This window comes from Rhizobacter terrae (genome assembly GCF_003852895.1).
Taxonomy (GTDB): domain Bacteria; phylum Pseudomonadota; class Gammaproteobacteria; order Burkholderiales; family Burkholderiaceae_C; genus Albitalea; species Albitalea terrae.
The window spans coordinates 553018-577979 of sequence record NZ_QUSW01000004.1 but is presented as its reverse complement, the minus strand read 5'-3'; the positions used below and the strand labels follow the sequence as shown (position 1 = coordinate 577979).

The 24962-nt window shown below is 65.7% G+C and carries 18 protein-coding genes and 1 pseudogene; 14 read left to right on the top strand and 5 right to left on the bottom strand.

Annotation, left to right across the window (positions count from 1 at the left end; all coding sequences use genetic code 11):
• Positions 1–21 precede the first annotated feature (21 nt).
• The 7 genes from DZC73_RS17395 (at position 22) to DZC73_RS17365 (ending at position 10596) form a co-directional block, all read left to right on the top strand.
• Positions 22–1458, top strand: a complete 1437-nt coding sequence (locus DZC73_RS17395) for a circularly permuted type 2 ATP-grasp protein (RefSeq protein WP_124541609.1) — start codon at positions 22–24, stop codon at positions 1456–1458.
• 6 nt (positions 1459–1464) lie between these two features.
• Positions 1465–2445 (top strand): alpha-E domain-containing protein, encoded by a 981-nt coding sequence (locus DZC73_RS17390; protein WP_124541608.1) that lies wholly within the window; start codon positions 1465–1467, stop codon positions 2443–2445.
• A gap of 6 nt (positions 2446–2451) precedes the next feature.
• Complete coding sequence (locus DZC73_RS17385; protein ID WP_124541607.1) at positions 2452–3252, top strand: transglutaminase family protein; 801 nt, start codon at positions 2452–2454, stop codon at positions 3250–3252.
• A gap of 123 nt (positions 3253–3375) precedes the next feature.
• A complete protein-coding gene (locus tag DZC73_RS17380) occupies positions 3376–6780 on the top strand; it encodes a transglutaminase family protein (RefSeq protein ID WP_124541606.1) in 3405 nt (1134 codons plus the stop codon).
• Positions 6781–6869: 89 nt separating this feature from the next.
• Entirely contained in the window at positions 6870–9326 is a 2457-nt protein-coding gene (locus DZC73_RS17375) for a circularly permuted type 2 ATP-grasp protein (RefSeq protein WP_124541605.1), read from the top strand.
• 11 nt (positions 9327–9337) lie between these two features.
• Positions 9338–10219, top strand: coding sequence for a transglutaminase family protein (locus DZC73_RS17370; protein WP_124541604.1), 882 nt, complete (start codon positions 9338–9340; stop codon positions 10217–10219).
• Positions 10220–10326: 107 nt separating this feature from the next.
• Complete coding sequence (locus tag DZC73_RS17365; RefSeq protein ID WP_124541603.1) at positions 10327–10596, top strand: hypothetical protein; 270 nt, start codon at positions 10327–10329, stop codon at positions 10594–10596.
• Between the two features lie 2 nt (positions 10597–10598).
• Here the strand turns inward: DZC73_RS17365 and DZC73_RS17360 are convergent, their stop codons facing one another.
• Entirely contained in the window at positions 10599–11201 is a 603-nt protein-coding gene (locus DZC73_RS17360; RefSeq protein WP_124541602.1) for an ECF-type sigma factor, read from the bottom strand.
• A 222-nt stretch (positions 11202–11423) separates the two neighbouring features.
• Here DZC73_RS17360 and DZC73_RS17355 point away from each other — a divergent pair, with 222 nt between their 5' ends.
• The 4 genes and pseudogenes from DZC73_RS17355 to DZC73_RS17340 all read left to right on the top strand — a co-directional run.
• Entirely contained in the window at positions 11424–14240 is a 2817-nt protein-coding gene (locus DZC73_RS17355) for a serine/threonine-protein kinase (protein ID WP_124541601.1), read from the top strand.
• Positions 14241–14260: 20 nt separating this feature from the next.
• Positions 14261–14464, top strand: a complete 204-nt coding sequence (locus tag DZC73_RS17350; RefSeq protein ID WP_124541600.1) for a hypothetical protein — start codon at positions 14261–14263, stop codon at positions 14462–14464.
• Between the two features lie 104 nt (positions 14465–14568).
• Complete coding sequence (locus DZC73_RS17345) at positions 14569–14784, top strand: hypothetical protein (protein WP_124541599.1); 216 nt, start codon at positions 14569–14571, stop codon at positions 14782–14784.
• Between the two features lie 161 nt (positions 14785–14945).
• Positions 14946–15674, top strand: a pseudogene (locus DZC73_RS17340) (type 1 glutamine amidotransferase domain-containing protein); the annotation flags it as partial.
• Positions 15675–15747: 73 nt separating this feature from the next.
• Here the strand turns inward: DZC73_RS17340 and DZC73_RS30285 are convergent.
• From DZC73_RS30285 to DZC73_RS17320, 4 genes are all read right to left on the bottom strand, one after another.
• Entirely contained in the window at positions 15748–17706 is a 1959-nt protein-coding gene (locus DZC73_RS30285) for a ferritin-like domain-containing protein (RefSeq protein WP_268879050.1), read from the bottom strand.
• Entirely contained in the window at positions 17703–18656 is a 954-nt protein-coding gene (locus DZC73_RS17330) for a LysR family transcriptional regulator (protein WP_124541597.1), read from the bottom strand. Before DZC73_RS17330 ends, DZC73_RS30285 begins: the two co-directional genes overlap by 4 nt.
• A gap of 47 nt (positions 18657–18703) precedes the next feature.
• A complete protein-coding gene (locus DZC73_RS17325) occupies positions 18704–19027 on the bottom strand; it encodes an antibiotic biosynthesis monooxygenase family protein (protein WP_124541596.1) in 324 nt (107 codons plus the stop codon).
• A gap of 113 nt (positions 19028–19140) precedes the next feature.
• On the bottom strand, positions 19141–20223 hold the full coding sequence (locus tag DZC73_RS17320) for a hypothetical protein (RefSeq protein WP_124541595.1): 1083 nt from the start codon (positions 20221–20223) through the stop codon (positions 19141–19143).
• A gap of 224 nt (positions 20224–20447) precedes the next feature.
• On the opposite strand from DZC73_RS17320, the gene DZC73_RS30475 reads away from it, so the two are divergent.
• From DZC73_RS30475 to DZC73_RS17310, 3 genes are all read left to right on the top strand, one after another.
• Positions 20448–20570, top strand: a complete 123-nt coding sequence (locus DZC73_RS30475; protein WP_268879047.1) for a hypothetical protein — start codon at positions 20448–20450, stop codon at positions 20568–20570.
• A gap of 156 nt (positions 20571–20726) precedes the next feature.
• On the top strand, positions 20727–22991 hold the full coding sequence (locus DZC73_RS17315; protein WP_124541594.1) for a diguanylate cyclase: 2265 nt from the start codon (positions 20727–20729) through the stop codon (positions 22989–22991).
• Between the two features lie 198 nt (positions 22992–23189).
• Positions 23190–24914, top strand: coding sequence for a carbohydrate-binding protein (locus tag DZC73_RS17310; protein ID WP_198414870.1), 1725 nt, complete (start codon positions 23190–23192; stop codon positions 24912–24914).
• Positions 24915–24962: the final 48 nt, after the last annotated feature.

The window sequence follows — 24962 nt, the reverse complement described above, 5'->3', positions numbered from 1 at the left end:
GCCTGCGGAGGAGATGAGCAGATGAGACCCAGCTTCGACGAGATGCAAGCCACCGGCGACACGGTGCGCGAGCATTACCGCAGCTACCAGCGCTGGCTTTCTCAGCAGCCCCCCGACGTGATGCGCTCGCGCCGCGAGGAAGCGGAAATGATCTTCCGCCGCGTGGGCATCACCTTCGCCGTCTACGGCGCCAAGGACGAGGACGGCTCCGGCACCGAGCGCCTCATTCCTTTCGACCTGATTCCCCGCGTCATCCCCGCGCACGAGTGGCAGGAGATGGAGCGCGGCCTGCGGCAACGCGTCACGGCGCTGAACCGCTTCATCCACGACGTCTACCACGACCAGGAGATCATTCGCGCCGGCCTCGTGCCCGCCGACCAGATCTTCAAGAACGCGCAGTTCAGGCCGGAGATGATGGGGGTGGACGTGCCGGCCGGCGTCTATTCGCACATCGCGGGCATCGACATCGTTCGTGCCGCCAATGCCGACGGCAGCGGCACCTACTACGTGCTGGAAGACAACCTGCGCGTGCCCAGCGGCGTGAGCTACATGCTGGAGAACCGCAAGATGATGATGCGGCTCTTCCCGGACCTGTTCAGCGAGCACCGCGTCGCGCCGGTCGCGCACTATCCCGACCTCTTGCTGGAGACCTTGCGCGCGGTCGCACCGGCCGCTGTGAACGACCCGACGGTCGTGCTGCTCACGCCCGGCATGTACAACAGCGCCTACTTCGAGCATGCCTTCCTCGCTCAGCAGATGGGCGTGGAACTCGTGGAGGGGCAGGACCTCTTCGTGCGCGACAACTTCGTCTACATGCGCACGACGCAAGGCCCCAAGCGGGTGGACGTGATCTACCGCCGGCTGGACGATGACTTCCTCGACCCGCTGGCCTTCCGGCCCGACTCGACGCTGGGCTGCCCGGGCCTCCTGAGCGTGTACCGCGCCGGCAACGTGACGCTGTCCAACGCCATCGGCACCGGCGTGGCGGACGACAAGTCCATCTACCCGTACGTGCCCAAGATGATCGAGTTCTACCTCGGCGAGCGGCCCATCCTGAAGAACGTGCCCACCTACCTGTGCCGCGAGGCCGACGACTTGCGCTACGTGCTTGACCACCTGCCCGAACTGGTGGTCAAGGAGGTGCACGGCGCGGGCGGCTACGGCATGCTGGTCGGGCCGGCTTCCACCAAGCAGGAGATCGCCGATTTCCGCAAGGCCCTCGAAGCCAACCCGCACGGCTACATCGCGCAGCCCACGCTGAGCCTGTCGACCTGCCCGACCTTCGTGGAAAGCGGCGTGGCGCCCAGGCACATCGACCTGCGGCCCTTCGTGCTCTCGGGCAAGACCGTGCAGATGGTGCCGGGTGGACTCACCCGCGTCGCGTTGAAGGAAGGATCACTCGTGGTGAACTCGTCGCAAGGCGGCGGCACGAAGGACACCTGGGTGCTGGAGGCTTAAAACAACATGCTGTCGAGAACCGCCGACCACCTCTTCTGGATGGCCCGCTACATGGAGCGGGCCGAGAACACCGCGCGCATGTTGGACGTCAACTACCAGACGTCGCTGCTGCCGCAATCCGCCGATGCCGCCGAGAAAGGCTGGAAGGGCCTCTTGTCCATCTCCGAACTGAGCGGGGACTTCGCCAAGCGCTACGGCACGGTGAAGGCCCGCCACGTCATGGAGTACATGGTCTCGGATGCCAACAACCCGTCGAGCATCCGCAACTGCCTCATGGCCGCACGCGAGAACGCACGCGCGGTGCGCGGCACGCTGACCACCGAGGTGTGGGAAACGCAGAACCAGACCTGGATCGAGTTCCAGCGCATGGTGGCGCAGGGCGACTTCCTGAAGGACCCGGGCGCCGGCTTCGAGTGGGTGAAGTTCCGCTCGCACCTGTCTCGCGGCGTGACGGTGGGCACCATGCTGCAGGACGAGGCCTTCCACTTCCTGCGCATCGGCAGCTTCCTCGAACGTGCGGACAACACCGCGCGGCTGCTGGACGTGAAGTTCCATGCAGTGGAGAGCGAGTACTTCGGCCAGAGCCAGAGCCAGTCTCAAGGCAACGGCAAGCAGGACGTGGAGTACGACTTCTACCACTGGTCCGCGATTCTTCGGTCCGTGTCGGGCTTCGAGGTCTACCGCAAGGCCTACCGCAACGTCATCAAGCCGGAGAAGGTGGCCGAGCTGCTCATCCTGCGGCCCGACATGCCGCGCTCGCTGGCTGCCTGCATGAACGAGGTGGTGGCCAACCTGCGCATGGTGGCCAACGAGCAGTCCGGCGAGACCTTGCGCAAGGCCGGCCGCTTGCGCGCCGACCTGCAATACGGCCGCATCGACGAGATCCTCGCCACCGGCCTGCATGCCTACCTCACGCAGTTCCTGGAGCGCGTGGGCACGCTGGGCCTGGGCATCAGCCGCGACTTCCTGGTGCCGGTGGAGGCCTGACCCCGCATGAAGCTGCGCATCGAGCACGAGACGCACTACGAGTACAGCACGCCCTTGCACTACTCGTTGCAGTCGCTTCGTCTCACGCCGCAGCCCAGCGAGCACCAGACGGTCGTGCACTGGACGCTGCATGCGCCGGGCAAGCTCTATCCGCAGCGCGACGGCTACGGCAACGAGTCGCACACCTGGTCCATCGCACGCCGGTTGTGGCGCGGCGTCATCAAGGCCACGGGCCTGGTGGTCACGCATGCGTCACCATGGCTGGACGATGATGCGGCCTGCCCGCCGCCGATGGTGTACCTGCGCTCCACGGCGCTGACGGCGGAGAACGCGGGGCTGAAGGAACTGGGCATGGGTGTGTTCGACGATGGCGTGACGGAGGCATCCGCGCTGGAGCTGGCGGGGCGCGTGTTCGAGCGCATCACCTACAAGGCCGGCGAAACCACCGTCGAGACGTCGGCCGCCGATGCGCTTGAACTGGGCGCCGGCGTCTGCCAGGACCAGGCCCACGTCACCATTGCCGCCTGCCGCGCCAATGGCATTCCGGCGCGCTACGTCAGCGGCTATTTCTACGCACCCGACTCGCCTGCGCTGGCCAGCCACGCCTGGATCGATGTCTGTGCCGACGTGGCTGCGCGGCGCTGGCTGAGCGTGGACATCACCCACCGCTGCCTGATGGACGAGCGCCACGTGCGCCTGGCAGTCGGCCCGGACTACGCGGCCTGCTTGCCGATCCGCGGCGTTCGGCATGGCGGCGGCAAGGAGGCGATGCGGGTCAATGTGGCGATCCGCTCGGGCGATTCCTAGGTCACACCCGCTCCCTCATTCCGGCGAAGGCCGGAATCCATGGGCGGCACGATGGATCCCGGCGTTCGCGGGGATGAGGGGTGTTCCAGCGAAAAACAAGCAAGAACTCGAAGGCACGCAAGCATGTCCATCCACGTCGCTCTCAACCACGTCACCCACTACACCTACGACCGGCCGGTGAACCTCGGCCCGCATGTCGTGCGCCTGCGTCCGGCGCCGCATTCGCGCACGCGCATCCTCAGCTACTCGATGCGGGTGGAGCCGGAGCCGCACTTCATCAACTGGCAGCAGGACCCGCAGTCCAACTACCTCGCGCGGCTGGTGTTCCCGGAGAAGACCACGCATTTCCGCATCGAGGTGGACCTGGTCGCCGAGATGTCGGTGCTCAACCCCTTCGACTTCTTCCTGGAGCCGTCGGCCGAGAACTTCCCCTTCGAGTACGACCCGAGCCTGTCGCATGAGCTCGCGCCCTACCTGCTGAAGGCGCCGCTCACGCCGGCCTTCGAGAAGTACCTCGCCGGCATCCCGCGCGAGAAGAAGCAGACGACCAACTTCCTCGTCGAGCTCAACCAGCGGCTGCAGCGCGACATCGGCTACCTCATCCGCATGGAGCCGGGCGTGCAGACGCCGGAGGAAACGCTGACCAAGGCCAGCGGCTCCTGCCGAGACTCCGGCTGGCTGCTGGTGCAGCTGCTGCGCCACCTCGGGCTCGCGGCACGCTTCGTGTCGGGCTACCTCATCCAGCTCAAGAGCGACGTGAAATCCCTCGACGGCCCCAGCGGCACGGAGGTGGACTTCACCGACCTGCATGCCTGGTGCGAGGTGTTCCTGCCCGGCGCGGGCTGGATCGGCCTGGACCCGACCTCCGGCCTGCTCGCCGGCGAGGGACACATCCCGCTGGCGTGTTCGCCCGACCCGTCGTCCGCCGCACCCGTGACCGGTGCGCTGGACGAATGCGAGACCACCTTCGAGCACCACATGAAGGTCTCGCGCGTGTGGGAAGCACCGCGCGTCACGCTGCCCTACACCGAGGAGCAGTGGCTGGACATCCAGGACCTGGGCACGCGCGTGGACGCCGACCTGCGCCGCCATGACGTGCGGCTCACGCAAGGCGGCGAGCCCACCTTCGTGTCTGTGGACGACCGCGACGGCGCCGAATGGAACACCGAGGCGCTGGGCCCCACCAAGCGCGCGCTCAGCGCCGAGCTGATGGACAAGCTGCGCGCCAAGTACGGCGATGGCGGCCTGCTGCACTACGGGCAGGGCAAGTGGTACCCCGGCGAGCAGTTGCCGCGCTGGTCGCTGAACCTGTTCTGGCGCAAGGACCGCGAGCCGCTGTGGACCAGCCCCGAGCTGTTCGCCAGCGAGCGGCAGGACTACAAGGTCACGGAGTCGCAGTCGCAGCAGTTCCTCGACGGCGTGGCGCGGCGGCTCGAACTGGACGCGAAGCACATCTTCGCCGCCTACGAGGACGTCTGGTACTACCTCTGGCGCGAACGCAAGCTGCCCACCAACGTCGACCCCTTCGACGCACGGCTGTCCGACCCGCTGGAGCGAGACCGCATCCGCCAGGTGTTCTCGCAAGGCCTGGACAAGGTGGTGGGCCACGTGCTGCCGATCAAGCGCAACACGCAGCCCGACCTGCTGCCGCGCTGGCAGACGGGGCCGTGGTTCCTGCGCGCGGAGCGTTGCTACCTGCTGCCGGGCGACTCGGCCATGGGCTATCGGCTGCCGCTGGACTCGCAGCCGTGGACGTCGGCCAGCGACTACCCGTGGATTCACCAGCCCGACCCGACGCAACCCTTCGCCCCGTTGCCGCCCTACCGCCGCTTCCGGCATGCCGTGGGGGCGGACGAGTCGCGCTGGGGCGGCGACAACAGCATGGATGCGAGACGCGCGGCCCTGGCGGGTCGTGGCGAAGGTGCAGGTAAGGGGACCGGCGACGGCGAGGCCGGCGCGAGCGCCGCTGGGCAGGACGCCAGGCCCGCTCCCTTCCAATCCGCCGCCTGGATCACCCGCACCGCCTTGTGCGCCCAGCCGCGCGACGGCCGGCTCTACCTCTTCATGCCGCCGGTGTCCGCGCTGGAGGACTACCTGGAGATCGTCGCCGCCATCGAGGACACCGCGCAGGCGATGAACCTGCCCGTCGTCCTCGAAGGCTACGAACCGCCCAAGGACCCGCGGCTGGCCACGCTGCGGGTGACGCCTGACCCGGGCGTGATCGAGGTCAACATCCACCCCGCGCACAGCTGGAACGAATTGGTCGACCAGACCACGCACCTGTACGACGCGGCGCACGAGACGCGGCTGAGCACCGAGAAGTTCATGCTCGACGGGCGCCACACCGGCACCGGCGGCGGCAACCACTTCGTGCTGGGCGGCGCCACCGTGGCGGACTCGCCCTTCCTGCGCCGGCCCGAGCTGCTCAGCAGCATGGTGGCCTACTGGCACAACCATCCGTCGCTGAGCTACCTGTTCTCGGGCTTGTTCATCGGCCCGACCAGCCAGGCGCCGCGCATCGACGAAGCGCGCAACGACTCGGTCTACGAGATCGAGATCGCCTTCGCCGAGCTGCGCCGTTTGACCGAACAAGGCCAGCCGTGCCCGCCCTGGCTCATCGACCGGCTGATGCGCAACCTGCTCATCGACGTGACGGGCAACACCCACCGCGCCGAGTTCTGCATCGACAAGCTGTATTCGCCCGACGGGCCGACCGGCCGCCTGGGCCTGCTGGAGATGCGCGCCTTCGAGATGCCCCCGCACGCGCGCATGAGCCTCACGCAGCAGTTGCTGATGCGCGCTCTGGTTTCGCGCTTCTGGCAGAAGCCCTACCGGCCCGAAAAACTCAAGCGCTGGGGCACCGAACTGCACGACCGCTTCATGCTGCCGCACTTCGTGTGGGACGACCTGCAGGACGTGCTCAGCGAGCTCAACGACTTCGGCTACCCCGTCAACCCGGAGTGGTTCGCGCCGCACCTGAACTTCCGCTTCCCGCGCATCGGCGACTTCAATGCGCGCGGCGTGGACGTGGAGCTGCGCCTGGCACTGGAGCCGTGGCACGTGATGGGCGAGGAGGGCGCCGTCGGCGGCACCGTGCGCTTCGTGGATTCGTCCGTCGAGCGATTGCAGGTGAAGGCCACGGGCCTCGTCGACGACCGGCACGTGCTCACCTGCAACGGACGCGCCGTTCCCCTGCAGCCCACGGGCAAGGTGGGCGAGTACGTGGGTGCGGTGCGCTACCGGGCCTGGAGCCAGCCGTCGGCATTGCATCCGACGATCGCACCGCATGCGCCGCTGACGCTGGACCTGGTGGACACCTGGATGAACCGATCCATGGGCGGTTGCCAGTACCACGTGGCGCATCCGGGCGGACGCAACTACAGCACCTTCCCGGTGAACGCCTACGAGGCCGAGGCGCGGCGGCTGGCGCGCTTCTTCCGCATCGGGCACACGCCGGGAACGATGGGCGTGACGAAGGAAGCACGCAATCCGAACTTCCCGTTCACGCTGGATCTTCGCCGGGCCTGATGGGCGCAGGGCACTGAGTGTTTTTCGCAAGGCGGGGAGTTTCCGCCAGCACCGACAATCCCCACGTGTCCTCTCCCGCTTCTCCTCCGATGCTCAGGCAGCTCCTCTCGGGCTACTCCGCCCTGGAAGGCCGCTACGACGAACTGCTCTCGGCCTCCGGCACCCCGCGCGCGCACTGGGATGCCTTCTTGCGCTCGCTCTCCGGCCGCCAGGGCGCCGAAGTCGCCGACACCCTGGCGATGACCGAACGCGAGATCCGCGAGAACGGCATCACCTACAACGTCTACGCCGACCCCAAGGGCGCTGATCGCCTGTGGGAGGTGGATCCGCTGCCGCTCATCATCTCGTCCGGTGAATGGGAGCAGATCGAGGCGGGCATTGCCCAGCGCGCCGAGCTGCTCAACCGCGTGCTGGCCGACATCTACGGGCCGCAGCAGCTGCTGCGCGACGGGCACATCCCGCCGTCCATCATCTTCGGCCACAGCGGCTTCCTGCACCAGGCCCAGGGCATCCGCCCGCCGGGCGGCGTGCACCTGTTCCAGTACGCGGCCGACCTGGCGCGATCGCCCGACGGGCACTGGTGGGTGGTGGGCGACCGCACGCAGGCGCCCTCCGGTGCGGGCTATGCGCTGGAGAACCGCCTGGTCATCTCGCGCGTGTTCCCGCAGCTCTTTCGCGACCTGCACGTCGAGCGGCTCGCGGCCTTCTTTGCCGCCTTGCGCGAGTCGCTGCTGCACCTGGCGCCCAAGGGCGACGATGCGCCGCTGGCCGTGCTGCTCACCCCGGGCCCGTACAACGAAACCTACTTCGAGCATGCGCTCATCGCCCGCTACCTCGGCTTCGCGCTGGTGGAAGGCAGTGACCTCACGGTGCGTGATGGCCGGGTGTGGATGAAGACCGTCGAGGGCCTCAAGCGCGTGCATGCCATCGTGCGGCGGCAGGACGACGACTACTGCGATCCGCTGGAGCTGCGCACCGACTCCGCCCTGGGCGTGCCCGGCCTCACCGACTGCGCCCGCCGCGGCACGGTGATGGTGGCCAATGCGCTGGGCTCGGGCGTGCTGGAATCCGGCGCGCTGCTGGGCTACCTGCCTGCGCTCAGCGAGAAGCTGCTGGGCGAGCCGCTGAAGCTGCCGTCCATTGCCACCTGGTGGATGGGCGAGCCGGCGGCCTTCGACGATGCATGGCAAAGCCTGGAGCAGGTCCTCATCAAGCCGCTGGACCGTTCCAGCCGCGAGCGTGCCGTTTTCGGCGCGGACTTCCAGGGCGCGGACCGCGATGCGCTTCGCAGGCGCATCGCCACCTTGCCGCACCGCTACGTCGCGCAGGAGTGGGTGCACGGCTCGCAGGCCCCGGTGCTGGAGCGCGGGCCGGACGACCTTTCAGAGAACATGCGGGCGCGCAACGTCGGCCTGCGCGTGTTCGCGGTGGCCACGCCCGATGGCTACAAGGTGATGCCCGGCGGCCTGACCCGCGTGGCGGGCGAGGGCGACACCCGCGGCATCGCCATGCAGCGCGGCGGCCGCTCCAAGGACACCTGGGTGCTGTCCGATGCGCCGGTGAACGTCGCCTTCTCGCTGATGTCACGCACCGTGCAGCCCACGGACCTGGTGTCGGCGCGCGCGAACCTGCCGTCGCGCTCGGCGGAAAACCTCTTCTGGTATGGCCGCTACGGCGAGCGCTGCGAGATGGCGGTGCGGCTGTTGCGCACGGCCATCGGCGGCGTGCTCGAAGACAACGCCGAAGAGGCCGAGGGCGTGCCGCCCGCATTGGTGCTGGCGCAGCGGCTGGGGATCATCGAGAACACCGACAACCCGGGGCCCGACCTGCTGCGCGCCGCGACGCACCCCGACGAAGCCTTGAGCGAGCGCTTCAAGCAGCTCTCGCGCGTGGCCTTCAACCTGCGCGACCGCATGTCGGCCGACAACTGGCGCACGCTGAACCAACTCACGTCGGACCCCATCTTCCGGCGCGGTGCGACGCTGCCGCTGGCGCTGGCCTGGCTGGACCGCGCGGTGACCTCGATGATGACGCTGTCGGGCTTCGTGCTCGACGGCATGACGCGCAGCATCGGCTGGCGCTTCCTGTCGCTGGGGCGGCGCATCGAGCGGCTGGCCGGCGTGTGCGCCATGCTCGACGTGGCGATCAAGGACGGCCGCACGCACGGCCTGGACTGGCTGCTGGAGCTGGCCGACTCCACCGTGACCTACCGCTCGCGCTACCTCGTCGGGCCCGAATGGATGCCGGTGCTGGACCTGCTGCTGCGCGACGAAGCCAACCCGCGTTCCGTCGCCTTCCAGGTGAAGGGCCTGAGCGAGTACATCGCCAAGCTCGAACTCACGCACGGCCGCTTCGCCAGCGACGTGCTGCACCCCGGCCACGCGGCCCTGCGCATGCTCGCGCCGGAAGACCTGCACCCCGAGAGCGAGGACGTGGCCCATGTGCTGGACATGCTGCGGCGCGCGGCCTTCTCCCTGTCCGATGAACTGAGCCTGAAGTTCTTCTCGCATGCCGCCTCGCGCAGCGTGCTGTCGCTGGTGGCATGAACGGCCCGACGATGACCGCCCAACGCTACACCGTCGACCATGAAACCCGCTATGCCTATACCGCGCCGGTGTCGCAGAGCTGGCAACTGGCGCGGCTGACACCCAGGCAGTTGCCATGGCAGAAGCTGCTGTCGTACTCGCTGCAGATCGACCCACCGCCGGACGAGCGCAACGAGGAGACCGACAGCTTCGGCAATTCGGTGACGCACTTCGGCCTGCATGGTGCGCATCGGGTGCTGCGTGTGCGCATGCAGTGCCTGGTCGAGGTGGGCCCGCGGCCAGAGGTCGCAGAGTCTTCTGAGAGCTGGGAGTCGGTGCGCGATGCCGTGCGTTCGCAGCCGGCCCTGGACGACCTGAACCCTGCGCGCACCTGCGAGCCGACCCCGCTTGTGCCGCTGTCGGAGCTGGCGCGCGACTATGCGGCGCCGTCCTTCTCCGAAGGCCGCGGCTGGCTGGAAGCGATGACCGAGCTGATGCACCGCATCCACCAGGACTTCGAATTCGAGCCGGGCGCGACGACCGTCAGCACCTCAGTGGATGAAGTCATCGCCAAGCGCCACGGCGTGTGCCAGGACTTCGCCCACCTGCTGCTGGCCTGCCTGCGCTCGCACGGGCTGCCGGCGCGCTACGTGTCGGGCTACCTGCTCACCGACCCGCCGCCGGGCATGCCGCGGCTGATGGGCGTGGACGCATCGCATGCCTGGGTGGCGGCGTATTCGCCCGAACACGGCTGGGTGGAATTCGACCCCACCAACGACCAGCGCGCGGACGAGCGCTACATCACGCTGGGCTGGGGCGCGGACTTCGCGGACGTGGTGCCCCTGCGCGGGGTGATCCTCGGTGGAGGCACCCAGGAAATGCAGGTTTCGGTGAGCGTGGTGCCCAACGATTGAGGGGATGACGTCCCAGCGGGGGTGCCGGGCCCGACCTTCGAGCGATGGTCAGCGCGGGCATCGCACCAGACACTGCCGCCTCCACGACAACATCAGGAGGACGGGAGATGGCGAAGGATGGTGCCGGCACATGGATGCGCGAGCTGATGGACGCGAGGACGCTGCGCGAGGCGGCGCTCCGTGCGGGGGCCTTGCCGCCCGCCGTGTGCATTGATGGCCGCGACGACACCGGTCCGGGCTGGTTCGAATCGAGCTGGGATCTGAAGCAAGGCTTGTCGGTGATCGAGGCCACCGACGCTCAGGCCGAACTCGACGCCTGGATGGACGAGATGATGGCCCAGTCGGCCGGTGGCGACTGGCTGCTGGAGTCGGTGTGAGCCTAGCCCGGCATCTGCCCCGAGCCGCCGAGCGCCACGTACAGCCAGGCGCGGGCCTTGTCCCAGCGGCGGCGCACGGTGCGCTCGGTGACCCCCTGGAAGTCGGCGATTTCCTGCTCGCTGTAGCCGCCGAAGTAGCGCATCTCCACCACCTGGACCAGCTCGGGGTCCAGCGTTTCGAGTTCCAGCAGGGCGTCGTTGACGCGGATGAGTTCGTCGCTGGCGCTGGTGTCGGGCACTTGCAGGCTGTCTTCGCCGCCCAGCGTCAGGTGCTCGGCGCCGCCGCCGCGCCGCTCGGCCTGGTGCTCGCGGGCGGCGTCGATGATGACGTTGCGCATGGTCTTGGCCGCGTAGGCGAAGAAGTGGTGGCGGTCTTCCAGCCGCAGCCCGCTGGCATTGACCAGCCGCACGAAGCTTTCATGCACCAGCATGGTGGTGTTCATCGAATCGGCCCGGCCCTGGCTGTGCAGGCGGGCGCGGGCCACGCGGCGCAGGTCGGGGTAGAGCGACTCGAACACCTTGTCCAGCGCGGCGCGGTCGCCTTCAGTCGCGCGGCGCAGCAGCAAGGTGATGGGCGGCAGTTCGGGCGGAGTGTCCAGGGGCATGGGGGCGATTGTCTTCTTTATGGGATGGACGGCGCGGCGCCAGTGTGACAGCAAGTCAATGAACGCCCTTCGGGTTCCATGGCAACTAGGTTCAACCTCGGGATTCCCTCATGGGCCGCACCTGCATAAGATGCGCCCCGCAGTGCACCGGCCCCGGGCCGGCCGACCCGCCGAACAACAGCACGTCCGTGGCAGGCCTGAGGGCCCTCATGGACGCACGCCATGAACCGTACGCCAGAGCAACAGTGGTCTGCCCTGTCAGCCCTCTATGAGGAAGCCGACGGCATGCGCGCGGACGAATTGCAGGCCTGGCTGGAGCGGCTGGAGCGTGAAGGTAACCCGCTGCTGCCGCAGCTCCGGCTGATGCTGGACGCGAGGAGCCACCTGGAGACGGACGACTTCCTCGGCACCTTGCCCAGGCTGTCATCGGACGCGGCCAACGCGAGCGATTGGCATGAAGACGATCGCGTGGGGCCCTATCGGCTGGTCAAGCCGCTGGGCGAGGGCGGCATGGCCGAGGTGTGGCTGGCCGAGCGCGCGGACGGCGCGTTCAAGCGGCAGGTGGCGATCAAGCTGCCGTACCCGCGGCCGGGGCGCGAGACGTTTGCGGCGCGGTTCGATCGCGAGCGGGACATCCTGGCGACGCTGAGGCATCCGCACATTGCGGGGCTGTACGACGCTGGGGTGACGAAAGAGGGGCAGGCCTGGCTGGCGCTGGAATACGTCGAGGGTCAGCCGATCTCGACCTTCTGTGATGAGCGCAAGCTGCCGGTGCGGGAGCGGGTGCAGTTGTTTCGGCAGGTGCTTCTCGCTGTCCAGCATGCGCATGCGAACCTGGTCATTCATCGGGACTTGAAGCCCGGGAACATCCTGGTCACCTCGCAGGGTGAGGTGAGGCTGCTGGACTTCGGCATTGCCAAACTGCTGGAAGCGCAAGGCGATGCGATCGAGGAAACGGAGCTGACGCGGCAGGCCGGGCGCTCGATGACGCCGCGGTATGCGAGCCCGGAGCAATTGATGGGGCTGCCGTTGACGACGGCTTGTGATGTGTACTCGCTGGGGGTGGTGTTTTATGAGCTCATTTGCGGGGAGAGGCCGTATGAGCTGAGGACGGAGTCGGCAGCGCAGTTGGAGCACGCGATTCTTGAGGTTGATCCAAGGGCACCGAGTCGAAGGTCCCTGGGGGATGAACAAGCTGAACCTCGAGGAACAAGTCCCAAAGGGCTGCGCAAGCTCCTCGCACCTGAGCTGGATGCGATTGCTCTTCGCTGTCTTGAGAAGAAGCCATCGTCGCGGTATTCGTCGGTCGATGCAGTGCTGGCCGATGTGGATCGGTGGTTGGCAGGTGAAGCCGTATTGGCCAAGGCGCCAAGCGCGTACTACCGACTGTGGAAGTTCGCAGGGCGCCATCGTCTCGGTGTCGGCCTGGGATTGGCTTCCATCGTGTCGCTGGTTGTGGTTGCCACGGCTGCTGTGGTCTTTGGCCTGCAGGCTCGCGAAGAGTCTGCCAGGGCTGGAGCTGCACGAGATTTCATGCTGAATCTCTTCAAGCGTGCGGACCAGGAGAAGGCCAGAGGGGCCGACATCACGGCCAGAGAGTTGCTTGAAACCGGACGGAAAGATGTTTTGACGCGATTGAAGACACAACCGCGTCTTCAAAGCGAGTTGCTTCTAGGGATCGCCAACATCCAGAAGGACATGGGGGAATTTGTCGGAGCTGATAGCACCTTTGCAGATGCAGCACGCGTCTATGCGGAGCTCGGTCAACCTCGCGACGCCGCACTTGCTCTAACAGCCCAAAGCAACATGGCCCTTCGCTCCGGAAATCTGAAGCAAGCTCGTACTCTTCTGCAAGAAGCGCGGGAAATGGATCCCCAGCATGGGAACGAGCCGGAACTGAACGCACGCATGAGCGAGGTTGAAGGGTGGATTGCCGAGATCCAAGGGGACTCGAAGCAGGCCAAGACCTTGTTTGAGCGAAGTCATGAGCAGGCGCTTAAGGCCTTCGGGCCGAACCACCCGAAAACTATGGATGCACTTCGAGGTCGCATCTACACAGCACAAAGAATGCAAGACTACGATGGTGCTCTGCAACTTCTTGGGCAACTTGAATCAGCCGTGATGAGTACGCATTCTGCGGATGCCAGGGAGCTGGCGTCGCTCGCTGTGGATCGTTCAGGGGTACTCAGCGCTGCAGGCCAATATGCTGCGCAGCTGGAACATTTGCGTGGAGCAGTAGCTAGATGCGCCGCTGATTTGGGCCCAAATGGAACCGACTGCAGAAGCCTCGCGATTCGCAAGGTGCTAGCTCAACTGCGATTGGGGCTTGTGGATGATGCCGTTGAAGAGTTGCCGAGTCTGGAGGCAATATCGGAAGATCAAAAGTCTCCAACACTCGGGGCTGAAGCAGCTCTACTGATATTCAAAATTTCTGCAGCCAAAAGAATTCTCGGTAAAGACTCAAAGGAATATCTCCGCATCCGGACTCTTGCGGAGTCCTCCAATGGGGCCTCGGCCAACAAGAACTACCGGATGAAAGGCCTGATGGCATTGGCAGAATTCGAACTGCGACAGGGTGACTTGACCACCGCTCAGGAATGGCTAGCCAAACTGGATTCTCTATTGCTCCGACCTGATGGTTCTTTGCCAATCTCGGTTGATGGGGCAATCGCAATGTCGATGCGCGGAATTGCTGAGTTCCAACGCGGCGAAAAGTCTGATGCTCAGGAGTCTTTACGACAAGCGTTAGAAAGAGTCACACAAGTGTTCGGTGCCAAGCATCCGGCGGTGCAGTTTTATGCGGCTAATCTGGCCCTTGTGACTGAGGCAATGGGGCAAACTAGTTCTGCCTTGGAAATTGTCAAAAAAGTTGAGCCTGTGCTTCGCCAATCTCTGGGTGCCGAGGCTCCAACATACCTTAGGATAAGAAAGCTTCAAGATCGGCTTGAGCTCACAATTCGCTCTCCTGATCTTGCTACTGAAGAGGCTGGCAGGCGGAGGTCAGTGCCTGGGACTCGGCTCTCAATCGATTTTTTCTGAGTGACTAACAAGGAGCTTCCGTGAAGACAGAATTCAAACTGCCAGTCTCGTTTTTTTTGCTATCCGCGCCTTTGCTCGCTCGCGCCGATACGATTCCGGAAACGGGCCACGTGGCCTACGCCTTTGCCGGCGGGTTCGCTGGGGGATTGATTGGGGCGTTGTTGGCATGCTGGCTTTGCAACCGCCGTCGCAATTCTCAATCCAACACCGACTCGCCGAAGTAAGGGGGCGCGTTGACTCAGGCGGCCATCGGCCGCCTGAAGTGCGTCTTCCCGTCAGGCTTATCTTTGGATGTCAATCCATCGTTCCTATTTCAAGAAGGATGCTCATGAAATTCTTTGTCAAACTCGGAGCATGCAGCGTATTGGCACTGGTTGCTCAAATTGCTCAGGCGCAAGGCGGCGCTCCACATATTGTTGAGGCGTTTGCCTTGGCTCCTCTTTCGTTGAGTGATGTTGACGATCTTCTTTGGATTGCATCTGAGGGCTCGATCGCGCCGAGTGCATTGGACGATTCTGCGCCTGGAACCGGCATCCTTTACTGAAGTGTTTTGAGTTGTGCCGCCGCCATGGGCGGCGGCCAAGCGACCAAACCCAATTCAATTGAGGTCGCCCTTCAATTCAACAAACTTGTAGCGACCAGACTCCCTGCCAAGAATCCATCTTCGCGTCACATGGACTCTTCAACCTATCAGTTGACGAGCCCATGTTCACCACCCATTCGATGGAGCATGCCATGAGTCTGAGGGATCCCAACATCGTCAATGTCAAAGGCAAGAAGCGCATTGCCATCGTCATTGCCAACCCCACCATCTCGACCACCTCTGGTTGGCCGGTGGGTTTTTGGTGGAGTGAGTTGACCCACCCGTATCACGTGTTTTCCGAGAAGGGCTACGACCTCAAGGTCTTCAGCCCGGAGGGTGGCCAGTGCGTCGCCGACGCCATGAGCGATCCGAACGATCCCAGCGACTACAGCAGCTCCGATCTCATCAGCCAGGGCTTCATCCACACCCCGGCGTTGAAGGCGCTGGTGGACAGCACCGGCAAGGTCAGCGACATCGACGTGGCAGCCTTCGACGCCATCGTGGTGGCCGGTGGCCAGGCGCCGATGTTCTCGTTCGACTCAGCCACGGACCTGCACCAAAAGTTCGTTGAGTTCTACGAAGCCGGCAAGATCGCCGCCGCTCTGTGCCACGGCACGGCCATCCTGGCCCACACCAGGCTCTCCAACGGCGACTACCTGGTCAAGGGAAAGACCGTGACGGGCTTTGCCAACGTCGAGGAAGACTATGCCGACAACGCGGTGTGGATCGCCGGCCTGCTGCCGCCCGAAAAGCACCTGATGCCCTGGCGCATCGAAGACGAGCTGCAGAAGCTGGGCGCCAACTACATCCAGGCCGGGCTGTGGCGCAGCTTTGCCATCCGCGACGGCAATCTCATCACCGGGCAGCAAAACTTCTCAGGCGAGGAAACGCTCGACTGGTGGTGCAAGCACTCGGCGAATGAACCTACGCGCCGGCCGCGACGAAGCCAGCAGCGCGATGGCTGCCGTCGCAGAACGGCTTGGATTTCGACTGACCGCACCGGCACAGCTTGGCTTGCGTCACACGCTGGACGACGCGACCCGTGCCGGAGCAGATCTCCAGGTTGCCGCTGACTTGCAAAGGCCCGTTTTGCTGAGGGTCGACGCGCAGCGGGCCGTCACGGACGCTCAAGGCATCAAGACTGATCGTCACTGGTTCACCGCTCGCTGAAAACGACGCGGCCTGGTGCGACCCATCGCAAAACGGCTTGTTGGCAGAGGCGCCGCAGCGGCACAAGGTGGCGCGAAAGCCGGCGTCCTGCCCGCTCAGGACCAAAGGCGCTCGCACGGCATAGGGGCCGTTCTCGCGCACATGCAGCAGGTTCACCTCAGGCGCAGCTTCGTCCGGTTGACCGTCCTTGCGGCGGTACTGCACCGCGCCCGACGGGCAGGCGTGTGCGACCTCGATCAAACGCGCCAACGGCGTGCGGTCGGGGTGCAGCCACGGCCCTTGAACATTGGCCAGGAATGTCTTCGGTGCACCAGTCACGCAAAAACGCGCATGAATGCAGCGCTTCGCATCGAAGATCAGGCGCATCTCCGTGCCTTCAACCACCTCAGGCTCGCTGTTGGCGGTGACAGCCACGGCCTCTTCGGTTGGAGCAGGGACGTCCACCGGTTTCTCCGGCTGCGCCACCGCCACGGGCATGTCGGCGGTGCCAGGGGAAAGCCGTGCATGTGTGGCTGATAGCGCCGCCAGTGCAGCTGCAACGCGCGGAGTCCGTTCGAGCTTCGGATTGCCCTCGCACAACTCAGCAAGCCTCGTCACCAGAGTGGCCTGCGCCACATCAGGGTGGATGACAGGATAGGACCGCAGCGTCGCAAAGCTGAGTCCGGCATGGCAGTCGTCCGTGTCGTTGGCCCTCAGGCGCGCAAGCTCCTTCGCCAAGGGATCGATGGCGAACATCAGGTCGATGCCCGCGTTGATCAGATCCCGCTTGCGCTCGCGCTGGGTCTCGCCGAAGCCCTGCGCCAGAAAGCGCAGCATGTGGTTGTAGACGGCATTGCCCAGGTCGAGCGCGGAACGCGGCGCGTCCAGTTGGACCCACACCTTGCCCTTGGGATCCGGCGGACGCCGCATCACCGGGTTGTGGGCGGCCGGATGGGCCGGACTGAAATCTGGCCGTTCAGCCATCAGCCGCTCATGCGCCGTCCGTATGCCGATGAAGCGCTGGAAGTGGCTGTTCGCCGTGTCCGCCTGGCTGCCTTCGCCCTGTTCGACGATGGTCTGGATCGCCCGGCAGGCAGAAGCCAGGTCGGTCACGGGGAGCAGGCCGGGCAACTGCACGATGTCGGGACCGACCTGCAAGTCGGGGTCGCCGCAGAACAGCTGCCGTTCGCCGAGCGCGCCCGACAGCTCACGCAAGGCGGCCTCGACCGAATGGTAGAGATGCCCCACGGTCGGAAAGTCCTGCGCCGACGGCATCAACTCCAGGCCGTTCAAGCCGCGGCGGTAGTTGAGCGCCACCTCGAAGCCTTCGCCGTCGGGTTCGTCGCTGCCTTCGGGCCGTTCGAGGTAGATGAAGTGCTGCAGTGTTGCGCGGCTGAAGGGCGCGAGCTTCACCTGCAGCCCGGCGGGGTGGTAGCCCGATGAGATCGGGAAGTTGGGCCGGTGCAGATGCGCGGCGCCACCCAAGGCATTCATCAGGTTGGCGACCAGCGCGAGATGGCTCATCTCGTCGATGGCCACGTGGACGATGACGCGTTGCCAGCGCTTGAGTTCAGCGCGAACCTCGTCGTCCACGCCGTCATCGTCTTCGGTCTTCAGGCTCCATGCCGCATACAGGTAGCAGCACATCAGGTTGTGCTCGATCTCCGAGGCTTCCGACAAGGTGTAGAGCAACTGCTCGCGGCTGCGGATGACGATGTTCGATTCTGGAATCATGGGATGGAGGTTTCCGTCATGGTGTCGCGCTCGCCGAACATCTCGGTCGAGACGCGGCGCACGAGTTGTCTCAGCCAGGTGGCCGCGGCGTCGTCGGCCAGGCGCTTGTGCCAGCTCATCTGCACGTCGTAGCCCGGCAGGTCGAATGGCACGGCACAGGTCACCAGCCCCGAGGCGCGTGCGAGCTCGGCGCCCACGTGCGCCGGCACGGTGGCAATCAAGGGCGAGCGCTGCAGCCATGAAGGCAGCGCCGAGAAACGTGCGGTGCTGGCGACCACCTTGCGCTTCAGGCCGAGTTCGCGAAGGCGCAAGTCAACCACGCCTTCGAGGTCACCGGCCGTTGACATCAACACGTGGTCGGCTTGCAGATAGTCTTCCAGCGACAACGGGTTCTTCGCGGTCCGTGCATCGAAGAGGCATTCGAACTGGTGGTGGCATGCGGTCTCGCGGTCGTGATGCGACGGGACGTCCTTGAAATAACCCAGCGCCAGCTCGATGTCACCCGCATCGATCAACGTGGCAGCGTTGGCGGAACTGGTCGTGCGCACCACGAGGCGGGCGCTGGGCGCCTGCTGCCTCAATTCGGCCAGCAGCTGTGCCACCAGGCCCACCTCGCAAGATTCATTGGCGCCGATGCGAAACACCCGGTCCAGGTCAGCCGGCCGAAACGTGCTGCGCTCGTAGACCAGCTTGTGTGCCGCGATCAGCAGGTTCTCGATCGGCGCTGCCAGCTCTTCGGCACGGCCGGTGGGCACCATGCGCTGGCCGGAGCGCACGAACAGGGTGTCGTCGAACAGCTCGCGCAGCCGGCGCAGCGACATGCTCACGGCCGACGCCCCGAGAAACAGGCGCTCGGCCGCGCGTGCCACGCTTTGCTCGCGCATCAGGGCATGGAACACCACCAGCAGGTTCAGGTCGATCTTGCGGAAATCGACTTCGCGTATCGCCATGTCGCCCTTTCCAGGCCGGTCAGCCCGTGTGCATCGCCAGCAGGATCTTAGAGGGCTTGGCCGGGCCTTGCTCCCGCCACCGCCGTCGGTTGATAGTGGCGCATTTCCAGCAACTGGCGCGTGTAGGGGCCGACCAGCCGCACGAAGTCCGCAAAGCCGGCGCTGCGGCGAAACCCTTGCAGGTGGCCATCGGCGGAGTCCCAGCGGATCTGCAGGATGTATTGCAAGGGCTGGTCGACGCAGCGCGCCAGTTGATACGACAGGCAATGCTCGCTGTCGTCCAGAAAGCGGGCGGCCAGCGCGTAGTCGCGTTCGAAGGCCGTCGCCTGCGCATCGTCGGTCAGGCCGTAGCGGATGTACTCGATCACCATCTCCAAGCCTCCATCGGGCGATCCCCTTGACAATCAATGCGCCATTGTCGAGAGGGACCGTCCGCAGCGAAAGCCAGTTCAGTTGATCGAGACCCTCAATGCGCTTGAGGTGTTCAGGAGCACGAGTTGGTGAGCTTGCCAAACAGCGTGTTCAGGTCCAGCTGCGACGGGAACCCCGCCGGCGTGTGCCCGCTGTAGAACCCGCTGTTCCTGAGCCCCGTGAGATACGGATTGCTGATGTACTTCTGGCTGAAGTTCCCCGTGCCGCCGAAGTAGAACGAGAACAGATGCGCCGGATCGAGCCCGAACTCGCCGCGGTAGCTCGCACCATCGTTGCCGTCATCCCATCCCCAGGGCGTGTTCGCCGAGTTCGTGCTGCAGGTCTTCAGGCCGGAGCCGCATCCACCGCTCTTGTCGCCGCGGAAGGTGCCCCAGGTGCTGAAGGTCAGCATCTGCGCCGCGGGCTGCAATGCGTCGCTCAGTGCGGACGAGTACATGCCGCCGGGCGCCAGCATGTCCACCAACCGGTAGTTCACGTGGCGGTCGTTGCCCGAGGTCGGCACCCCAGGCGTGCCCAGGGTCGGGTAGTAGATGATCCCGTCCTGGTTCGCCGCACCGTTGAAGTCGGATGCGTACGGCCAGGCCTTCAGGCCGTGGCCCTTGGCTTCCTGCACGGTCTTCATGCGGTTCACGCCGTCGTGCATCTCGAACGACACCTTGCCGTCGATGGTCTCGTGCCCGTTGGTGTACGGGCTGCCCGGCGGGGTGTAGGAGAAGAAGTCGGTGTGGAAGACGGTGATCATGCCTTCCATCGTTCCGTAGGCCGTGCCGTCCTTGCGCACGGCAATGATCAGGCCTTCGAGGTCGTTCTCATGCTCCTGGTCGAAGATGGTGTCGGACCAATCCCTCGGGTGGTAGAACGCATAGCTGATGAAGTAGTGCGTGCAGCTCTCCACCACCGAGTAATACACCGTCGCGGGCCACAGGCCGTTGCCGCGGTTGTCCCAGTTGTTGGTCATGATGCGGTCGCCGTCATAGTCGAAGGCGGTGATGTAGTCCGACGGGTAGTCGCTGGAGTCGGTGTCCTGGTAGTGCACCGGCGCGTGGTGGAACGCGAGTTCGGCGGTGGTCACGGCCTGGGCGCTGCCAGCGGCCAGCAAGGCGGCAGCGGCAAGTGCGATCAGCTTCTTCAGCATGTCTTCTCCTGGTGGTGGGCGTGGATCAAAAGTCCGCGAGTCTGCGAATGCCTTGTGTCTTCGCAATGACCGTTTGGCAAGGGCCGCCTGAGCCAAGCGCATGTCCTGCTCGTCCACGCAGGCCTTGGCCGATATTCCGGTAGGGGCTTGTCCGCTTTGGCGGCCGGGCTGCGTATGTCCCTGTGAACCGGTCGCTTTGCAGGCTGGCATCACAGGGGGAAACCATGAATCCGCAGGAAACGATGTTCGACGACGACACCCTGGGCAATCCGTGGCCGGCGCTGGGGTGGCTCATCCTGGCCGCCACGGTGTCCATCACGGCCTTCTTGCTCGCGCCCTTGCCCTGAGCGGGCGGTACGGTACCGAACCACACCGCGGCCGCCGCCGTGTGAAGATCTTCCGTGGCGGCGGTTTCAATCACCCTGTGCTTGGCGCAACCACCAACCACGAAGCCGCGTGCCCGGTGATACAAGGACTCCATTGGTCAACCCAGGACGGGGCCGATGGAAGAACTGCATCGGATCGAGCGCATGGCCCGGCGGCATCCCAGGCCGGCCATCTATCTCTTTCAATCGCTGGAAGATGCTGCTGCAAGGGAAGCGCGCTTCGACGTGGCGCTCGATGCGCTGTACCAGCGCTACTTCGTGCTGGAGCGCCTGGGCGAAGCGACGTCCATCATCGATGACCTCTACAGCGGCCTGCAGCGTGCCGACGACCTCGGCCTCGCTCCCCAGACCGGCCGCATGTTGGAGGCGATCGGCCGCGTGCGCTACACCCAGGGCGAGTACCGCGAGGCGATGCATCACTGGGGCCGCTGCCTGGAGCTGTTCAAGCTCACCGGCGACATCCGCTCAGGCACGGAAGCGCGCATCGGGCTGGGGGCCATCTACATTGCACTGGGCGACCCGCACACGGGTGCGCGGTTCCAGCGCGACGCGCGAGCGCTGCTCAAGGGCATCGACGATCCCTATCTCCTCGCCAAGCTCGGCCTGAACCTGGGCGTGCACGAGCGCGCCATGGGCGAGCGCAACAGCGCGGTGATGGAGATCGAATCCGCGCTGCTCCATGCAAAGCGAGGCGATGTGCGCGAGTACGAGGCCGAGGCCTACTGGCACCTGGGCCAGTGCGCGCTGGACGAGGGCCAGCTCGATCGCGCCGAGTCGCTCACGCGCGAGGCCTTGCGCCTGGCCTTTGCCTGCAAGTACGTCTGGCTCAGCTCGGCGGCGATGATGTCGCTCGCGCACATCTTCCGCCAGCAGAAGCGGCTGAAGGAATCGGTGTCGGCCTACGAAGAGGCGCTGGCGCATGCCGTCAGCAACGGCTCGCGCCCGCAGCAGATGGCCTGCCACAGCGCCTTGTCGCAGCTGTGCGAGGAACTGGGCGACGACACGCAGGCCCTGCGCCATGCACGCCGCCATCTCGCGCTGGAGCTGGAGATCAAGTCCGAGTTGAGCGCACCCGACCGCCTGCGCAACCTGGAGCAGCACGACCTCTCGGAAAAACCCGCCGTGCAGAAGCTGCTGGAGCTGTCGGCCAGCGGCACGATGAAGACCGTGGGCCTGGACGAATCGCTGGCCCAGGTGGTGACCAACGCGGCGGACATCCTGAAGGTGGAGCTGGTGGCCATCTGCCTGCGCGATGACGCCAGCGGCGCCATCGTCTGCCGTGCCCTGCATGCACCGGACGCGCTGCGCTTCAAGGTGGGTGATGCGATCGACGCCGGTGGCCTGCCTCACTACGAAGCGCTGCAGCGCTCGCTGGAGCATGCCCTGGTGGTGCACGACCTGCGCCTGCATCCATCCGCTGACGAACTGGTGCCGGTGCTGGCCTCGGCCGACGTGCGCTCGCTGGTGGAGGTGCCCTTGCGCCTGCGCGGCGTGAACGTGGGCGTGGCGAGCTTCGGCCAATGCGGCAGGCGCCGCAACTGGACGCGCGACGACGTGCTCTTCGCCTCGCACATCGCCAACCTGGTGGAGCACCTGCTGAGCGATGCGCAGCACATCGACATCCAGCGCGAGCTCGAAGCCGCCAACCGCGACCTGGAGCTGCGCGTGGCCGAGCGAACGGCGGAGCTGGAGACGGCCTTGAGCGCGCTGGAGGACATGAGCCTCACCGACCCGCTCACCGGCCTTCGCAACCGTCGCTTCCTGCTGCAGCACCTGGAGAAGGACGCTGCGCTCAGCATGCGCCAGATGCGCGACCCGGCCGCCGCGCGCGAAGCCACCGACACCGTGATGTTCATGGTGGACCTGGACCACTTCAAGCACGTGAACGACACCTACGGCCACCAGGCGGGCGATGCAGTGCTCATCCAGATCAAGGAGCGTCTGCTGCGCGTGTTCCGCGAGTCCGACTACCTCGTGCGCTGGGGCGGCGAGGAGTTCCTCATCGTCGCCCGCGCCACGCAGCGCAGCCATTCGGCCCGCGTGGCCGAGCGCGTGCGCAGCGCCATCGCCGACGAAGACTTCGTGCTGCCCGACGGCACGCGCCTGGCGAAGACCTGCTCCATCGGCTTCGCCTGCCATCCGTTCATCACGTCGAACCCGTTGGCGCTGTCGTGGCAGGAAGTGGTGGCGATGATCGACATGGCCTTGTACGCGGCCAAGCGGGCAGGGCGCAACGCGTGGGTGGGGCTGGGGGCGACGCATCGCACCGAAGGCGCGTCCCTGATGGCGCAGCTCAAGGCCTCGCCGCGCGAGACCGTCCGGCGCGGTGTGCTGCTGATGGAAACCAACCTCGATTCCGAGCGGGTGCTGAACGCGTTCTGAGCGCATCCGGGTGAACCCTGGTCAGCACAAACCATTACCACTCTTTCGCTGGTAGTGGTACTCAAATGGTATTTAACTGGTTATAGTGATTTCACTCGCCAGTTGGCGCCTCGTCGGCGTGCGTGAATGGGGCCCGGGCGAGAGTCCCGACAGCAGTTGTGCCGGAACGCCATACCGCCCACTCGGAGATTTCCGTCCATGCCCGCAACCACGTCTTCCACCAGCTCGCGAACCCGCTGCCTGCGCGTCCTGAGCGCACTCACGGCGGCGCTCGCCGCCACGTCGATCTACGCTGCCACCTACCCCGCCTGGAAGGCCGACACCTTCTACAAGGCCGGAACCATCGTGTCCTACAGCGGGCATGACTACCAGGCCCTGGTGGACCAGACCGACTACGCGAGCACCGGCTGGAATCCGACGAACACGAGCTTGTGGAAGGACCTCGGTTCCAGCACCAACCCGCCGGCCCCTGCGCCCGCACCGGCTCCGACGCCTGCCCCTGCGCCGGCTCCGGCCCCCGCACCCACTCCGGCGCCTGCACCGGCTCCCGCCCCGGCGCCTGCGCCCGCGCCGGCACCTGCCCCGGGCTGCCAGCCGGCCTGGGCTGCCGCCACCGCCTACACGCAAGGCCAGCAAGCCAGCGTCAACGGCGTGAACTACAAGGCCAACTGGTGGACGCAGGGCCAGAACCCTTCGACCAACAACGGCCCGACCGGCAGCGGCCAGCCCTGGACGCAGGTCAACACCTGCGCCCCGGCGCCGGCTCCCGCCCCCGCACCTGCGCCGGCCCCTGCGCCCGCGCCGGCTCCCGCTCCGGCGCCTGCCCCCGCACCCGCACCCGCTCCGGCCGCACGCAGCTACGTCGGCTACTCGGGCACGTGGAACACCAGCATCTACGACCTGACCACGAGCAACATCCCGAACTACTTCACGCACGTGAACCTGGCCTTCGCCAAGCCCAACACGCAGTACGTGAAGGGCAGCTATGCGTTCGACCAGAACATGGCGGGCTTCGAGTTCGTGGAAGGCGCGGCCACCAACAACGGCCAGCGCACCTTCACCGCGCAGCAGGCGCAGGACCTGCGCAACAATATCGCGGCGCTGAAGGCACGCGGCACGCAGGTGTGGGTGTCCTACGGCGGCTGGGCCTACAGCCAGGGCAGCGAGTGGTCCAACTTCAACGCCAAGGGCGTGGTCGACCTGGCGCTCGACCTGGGCGCCTCGGGCGTGGACATCGACTGGGAGACCAACGGCTCTTCGTGCAACAAGCTCGACGCGGCGAACTTCAGCTGCAACACCGATGGCCAGATCAACGGCATCATCGACAGCCTCTACAGCGAGATCCAGTCTCGCAGCGGCACGAAGCTGGGCATCTCGGTGGCGGGCTGGTCCACCGGCGCCTACTACGTGAAGGGCTCGCCCTTCGAGGAAGGCAAGGTGCAGTGGGGCTCGCCGTTCGGCGGCGTGATGTACACCGTCGTCAAGACGCGCGGCAACAAGCTCAGCCACATCAACCTGATGTCGTATGACGGCGGCGACTACTACGACCCGCGCGAAGGCTACGAGTCGTACCGCGCGATCTACAGCGGCCCGATCAACATGGGCATGGAGATCGCACCGGAAGGCGCGGGCGGCGCGGTGCTGAAGATTCCGGCCAACGGCGTGCAATACGACGCCGACATGATGAACGGCACCAACAACATCGCAACGCCGTACTACAACGTCGAGACCTTCGTGAACTACGTGAAGAACAAGGGCAAGCCCAACGACGGCTTCATGCTGTGGCAGATCTGGAAGCAGCGCGTGCACCAGCCGGCACCGGCCGGCGCGGCCACCGAGAACTCGGCCGGCCAGTACGTCTGCCGCAACCTGCCGCTGAAGGGCGATTGCAACCAGTCGATCCCGGCGTTGCCCAAGCTTTGACGAGGTTGTAGGAGGAGAACCGGCGAGGGCCCAAGCAGCCCTCGCTTT

Excerpts from the sequence above, each read along its gene's own strand:
- DZC73_RS17320 (WP_124541595.1), bottom strand. The coding sequence starts at position 20,223 with ATGCTGAAGAAGCTGATCGCACTTGCCGCTGCCGCCTTGCTGGCCGCT.
- DZC73_RS17345 (WP_124541599.1), top strand. The coding sequence starts at position 14,569 with ATGAAATTCTTTGTCAAACTCGGAGCATGCAGCGTATTGGCACTGGTT.
- DZC73_RS17385 (WP_124541607.1), top strand. The coding sequence starts at position 2,452 with ATGAAGCTGCGCATCGAGCACGAGACGCACTACGAGTACAGCACGCCC.
- DZC73_RS17375 (WP_124541605.1), top strand. The coding sequence starts at position 6,870 with ATGCTCAGGCAGCTCCTCTCGGGCTACTCCGCCCTGGAAGGCCGCTAC.
- DZC73_RS17330 (WP_124541597.1), bottom strand. The coding sequence starts at position 18,656 with ATGGCGATACGCGAAGTCGATTTCCGCAAGATCGACCTGAACCTGCTG.
- DZC73_RS17370 (WP_124541604.1), top strand. The coding sequence starts at position 9,338 with ATGACCGCCCAACGCTACACCGTCGACCATGAAACCCGCTATGCCTAT.
- DZC73_RS17325 (WP_124541596.1), bottom strand. The coding sequence starts at position 19,027 with ATGGTGATCGAGTACATCCGCTACGGCCTGACCGACGATGCGCAGGCG.
- DZC73_RS17360 (WP_124541602.1), bottom strand. The coding sequence starts at position 11,201 with ATGCCCCTGGACACTCCGCCCGAACTGCCGCCCATCACCTTGCTGCTG.
- DZC73_RS17395 (WP_124541609.1), top strand. The coding sequence starts at position 22 with ATGAGACCCAGCTTCGACGAGATGCAAGCCACCGGCGACACGGTGCGC.
- DZC73_RS17380 (WP_124541606.1), top strand. The coding sequence starts at position 3,376 with ATGTCCATCCACGTCGCTCTCAACCACGTCACCCACTACACCTACGAC.
- DZC73_RS17310 (WP_198414870.1), top strand. The coding sequence starts at position 23,190 with ATGCCCGCAACCACGTCTTCCACCAGCTCGCGAACCCGCTGCCTGCGC.
- DZC73_RS30475 (WP_268879047.1), top strand. The coding sequence starts at position 20,448 with ATGAATCCGCAGGAAACGATGTTCGACGACGACACCCTGGGCAATCCG.
- DZC73_RS17355 (WP_124541601.1), top strand. The coding sequence starts at position 11,424 with ATGAACCGTACGCCAGAGCAACAGTGGTCTGCCCTGTCAGCCCTCTAT.
- DZC73_RS17315 (WP_124541594.1), top strand. The coding sequence starts at position 20,727 with ATGGAAGAACTGCATCGGATCGAGCGCATGGCCCGGCGGCATCCCAGG.
- DZC73_RS17390 (WP_124541608.1), top strand. The coding sequence starts at position 1,465 with ATGCTGTCGAGAACCGCCGACCACCTCTTCTGGATGGCCCGCTACATG.
- DZC73_RS30285 (WP_268879050.1), bottom strand. The coding sequence starts at position 17,706 with ATGATTCCAGAATCGAACATCGTCATCCGCAGCCGCGAGCAGTTGCTC.
- DZC73_RS17365 (WP_124541603.1), top strand. The coding sequence starts at position 10,327 with ATGGCGAAGGATGGTGCCGGCACATGGATGCGCGAGCTGATGGACGCG.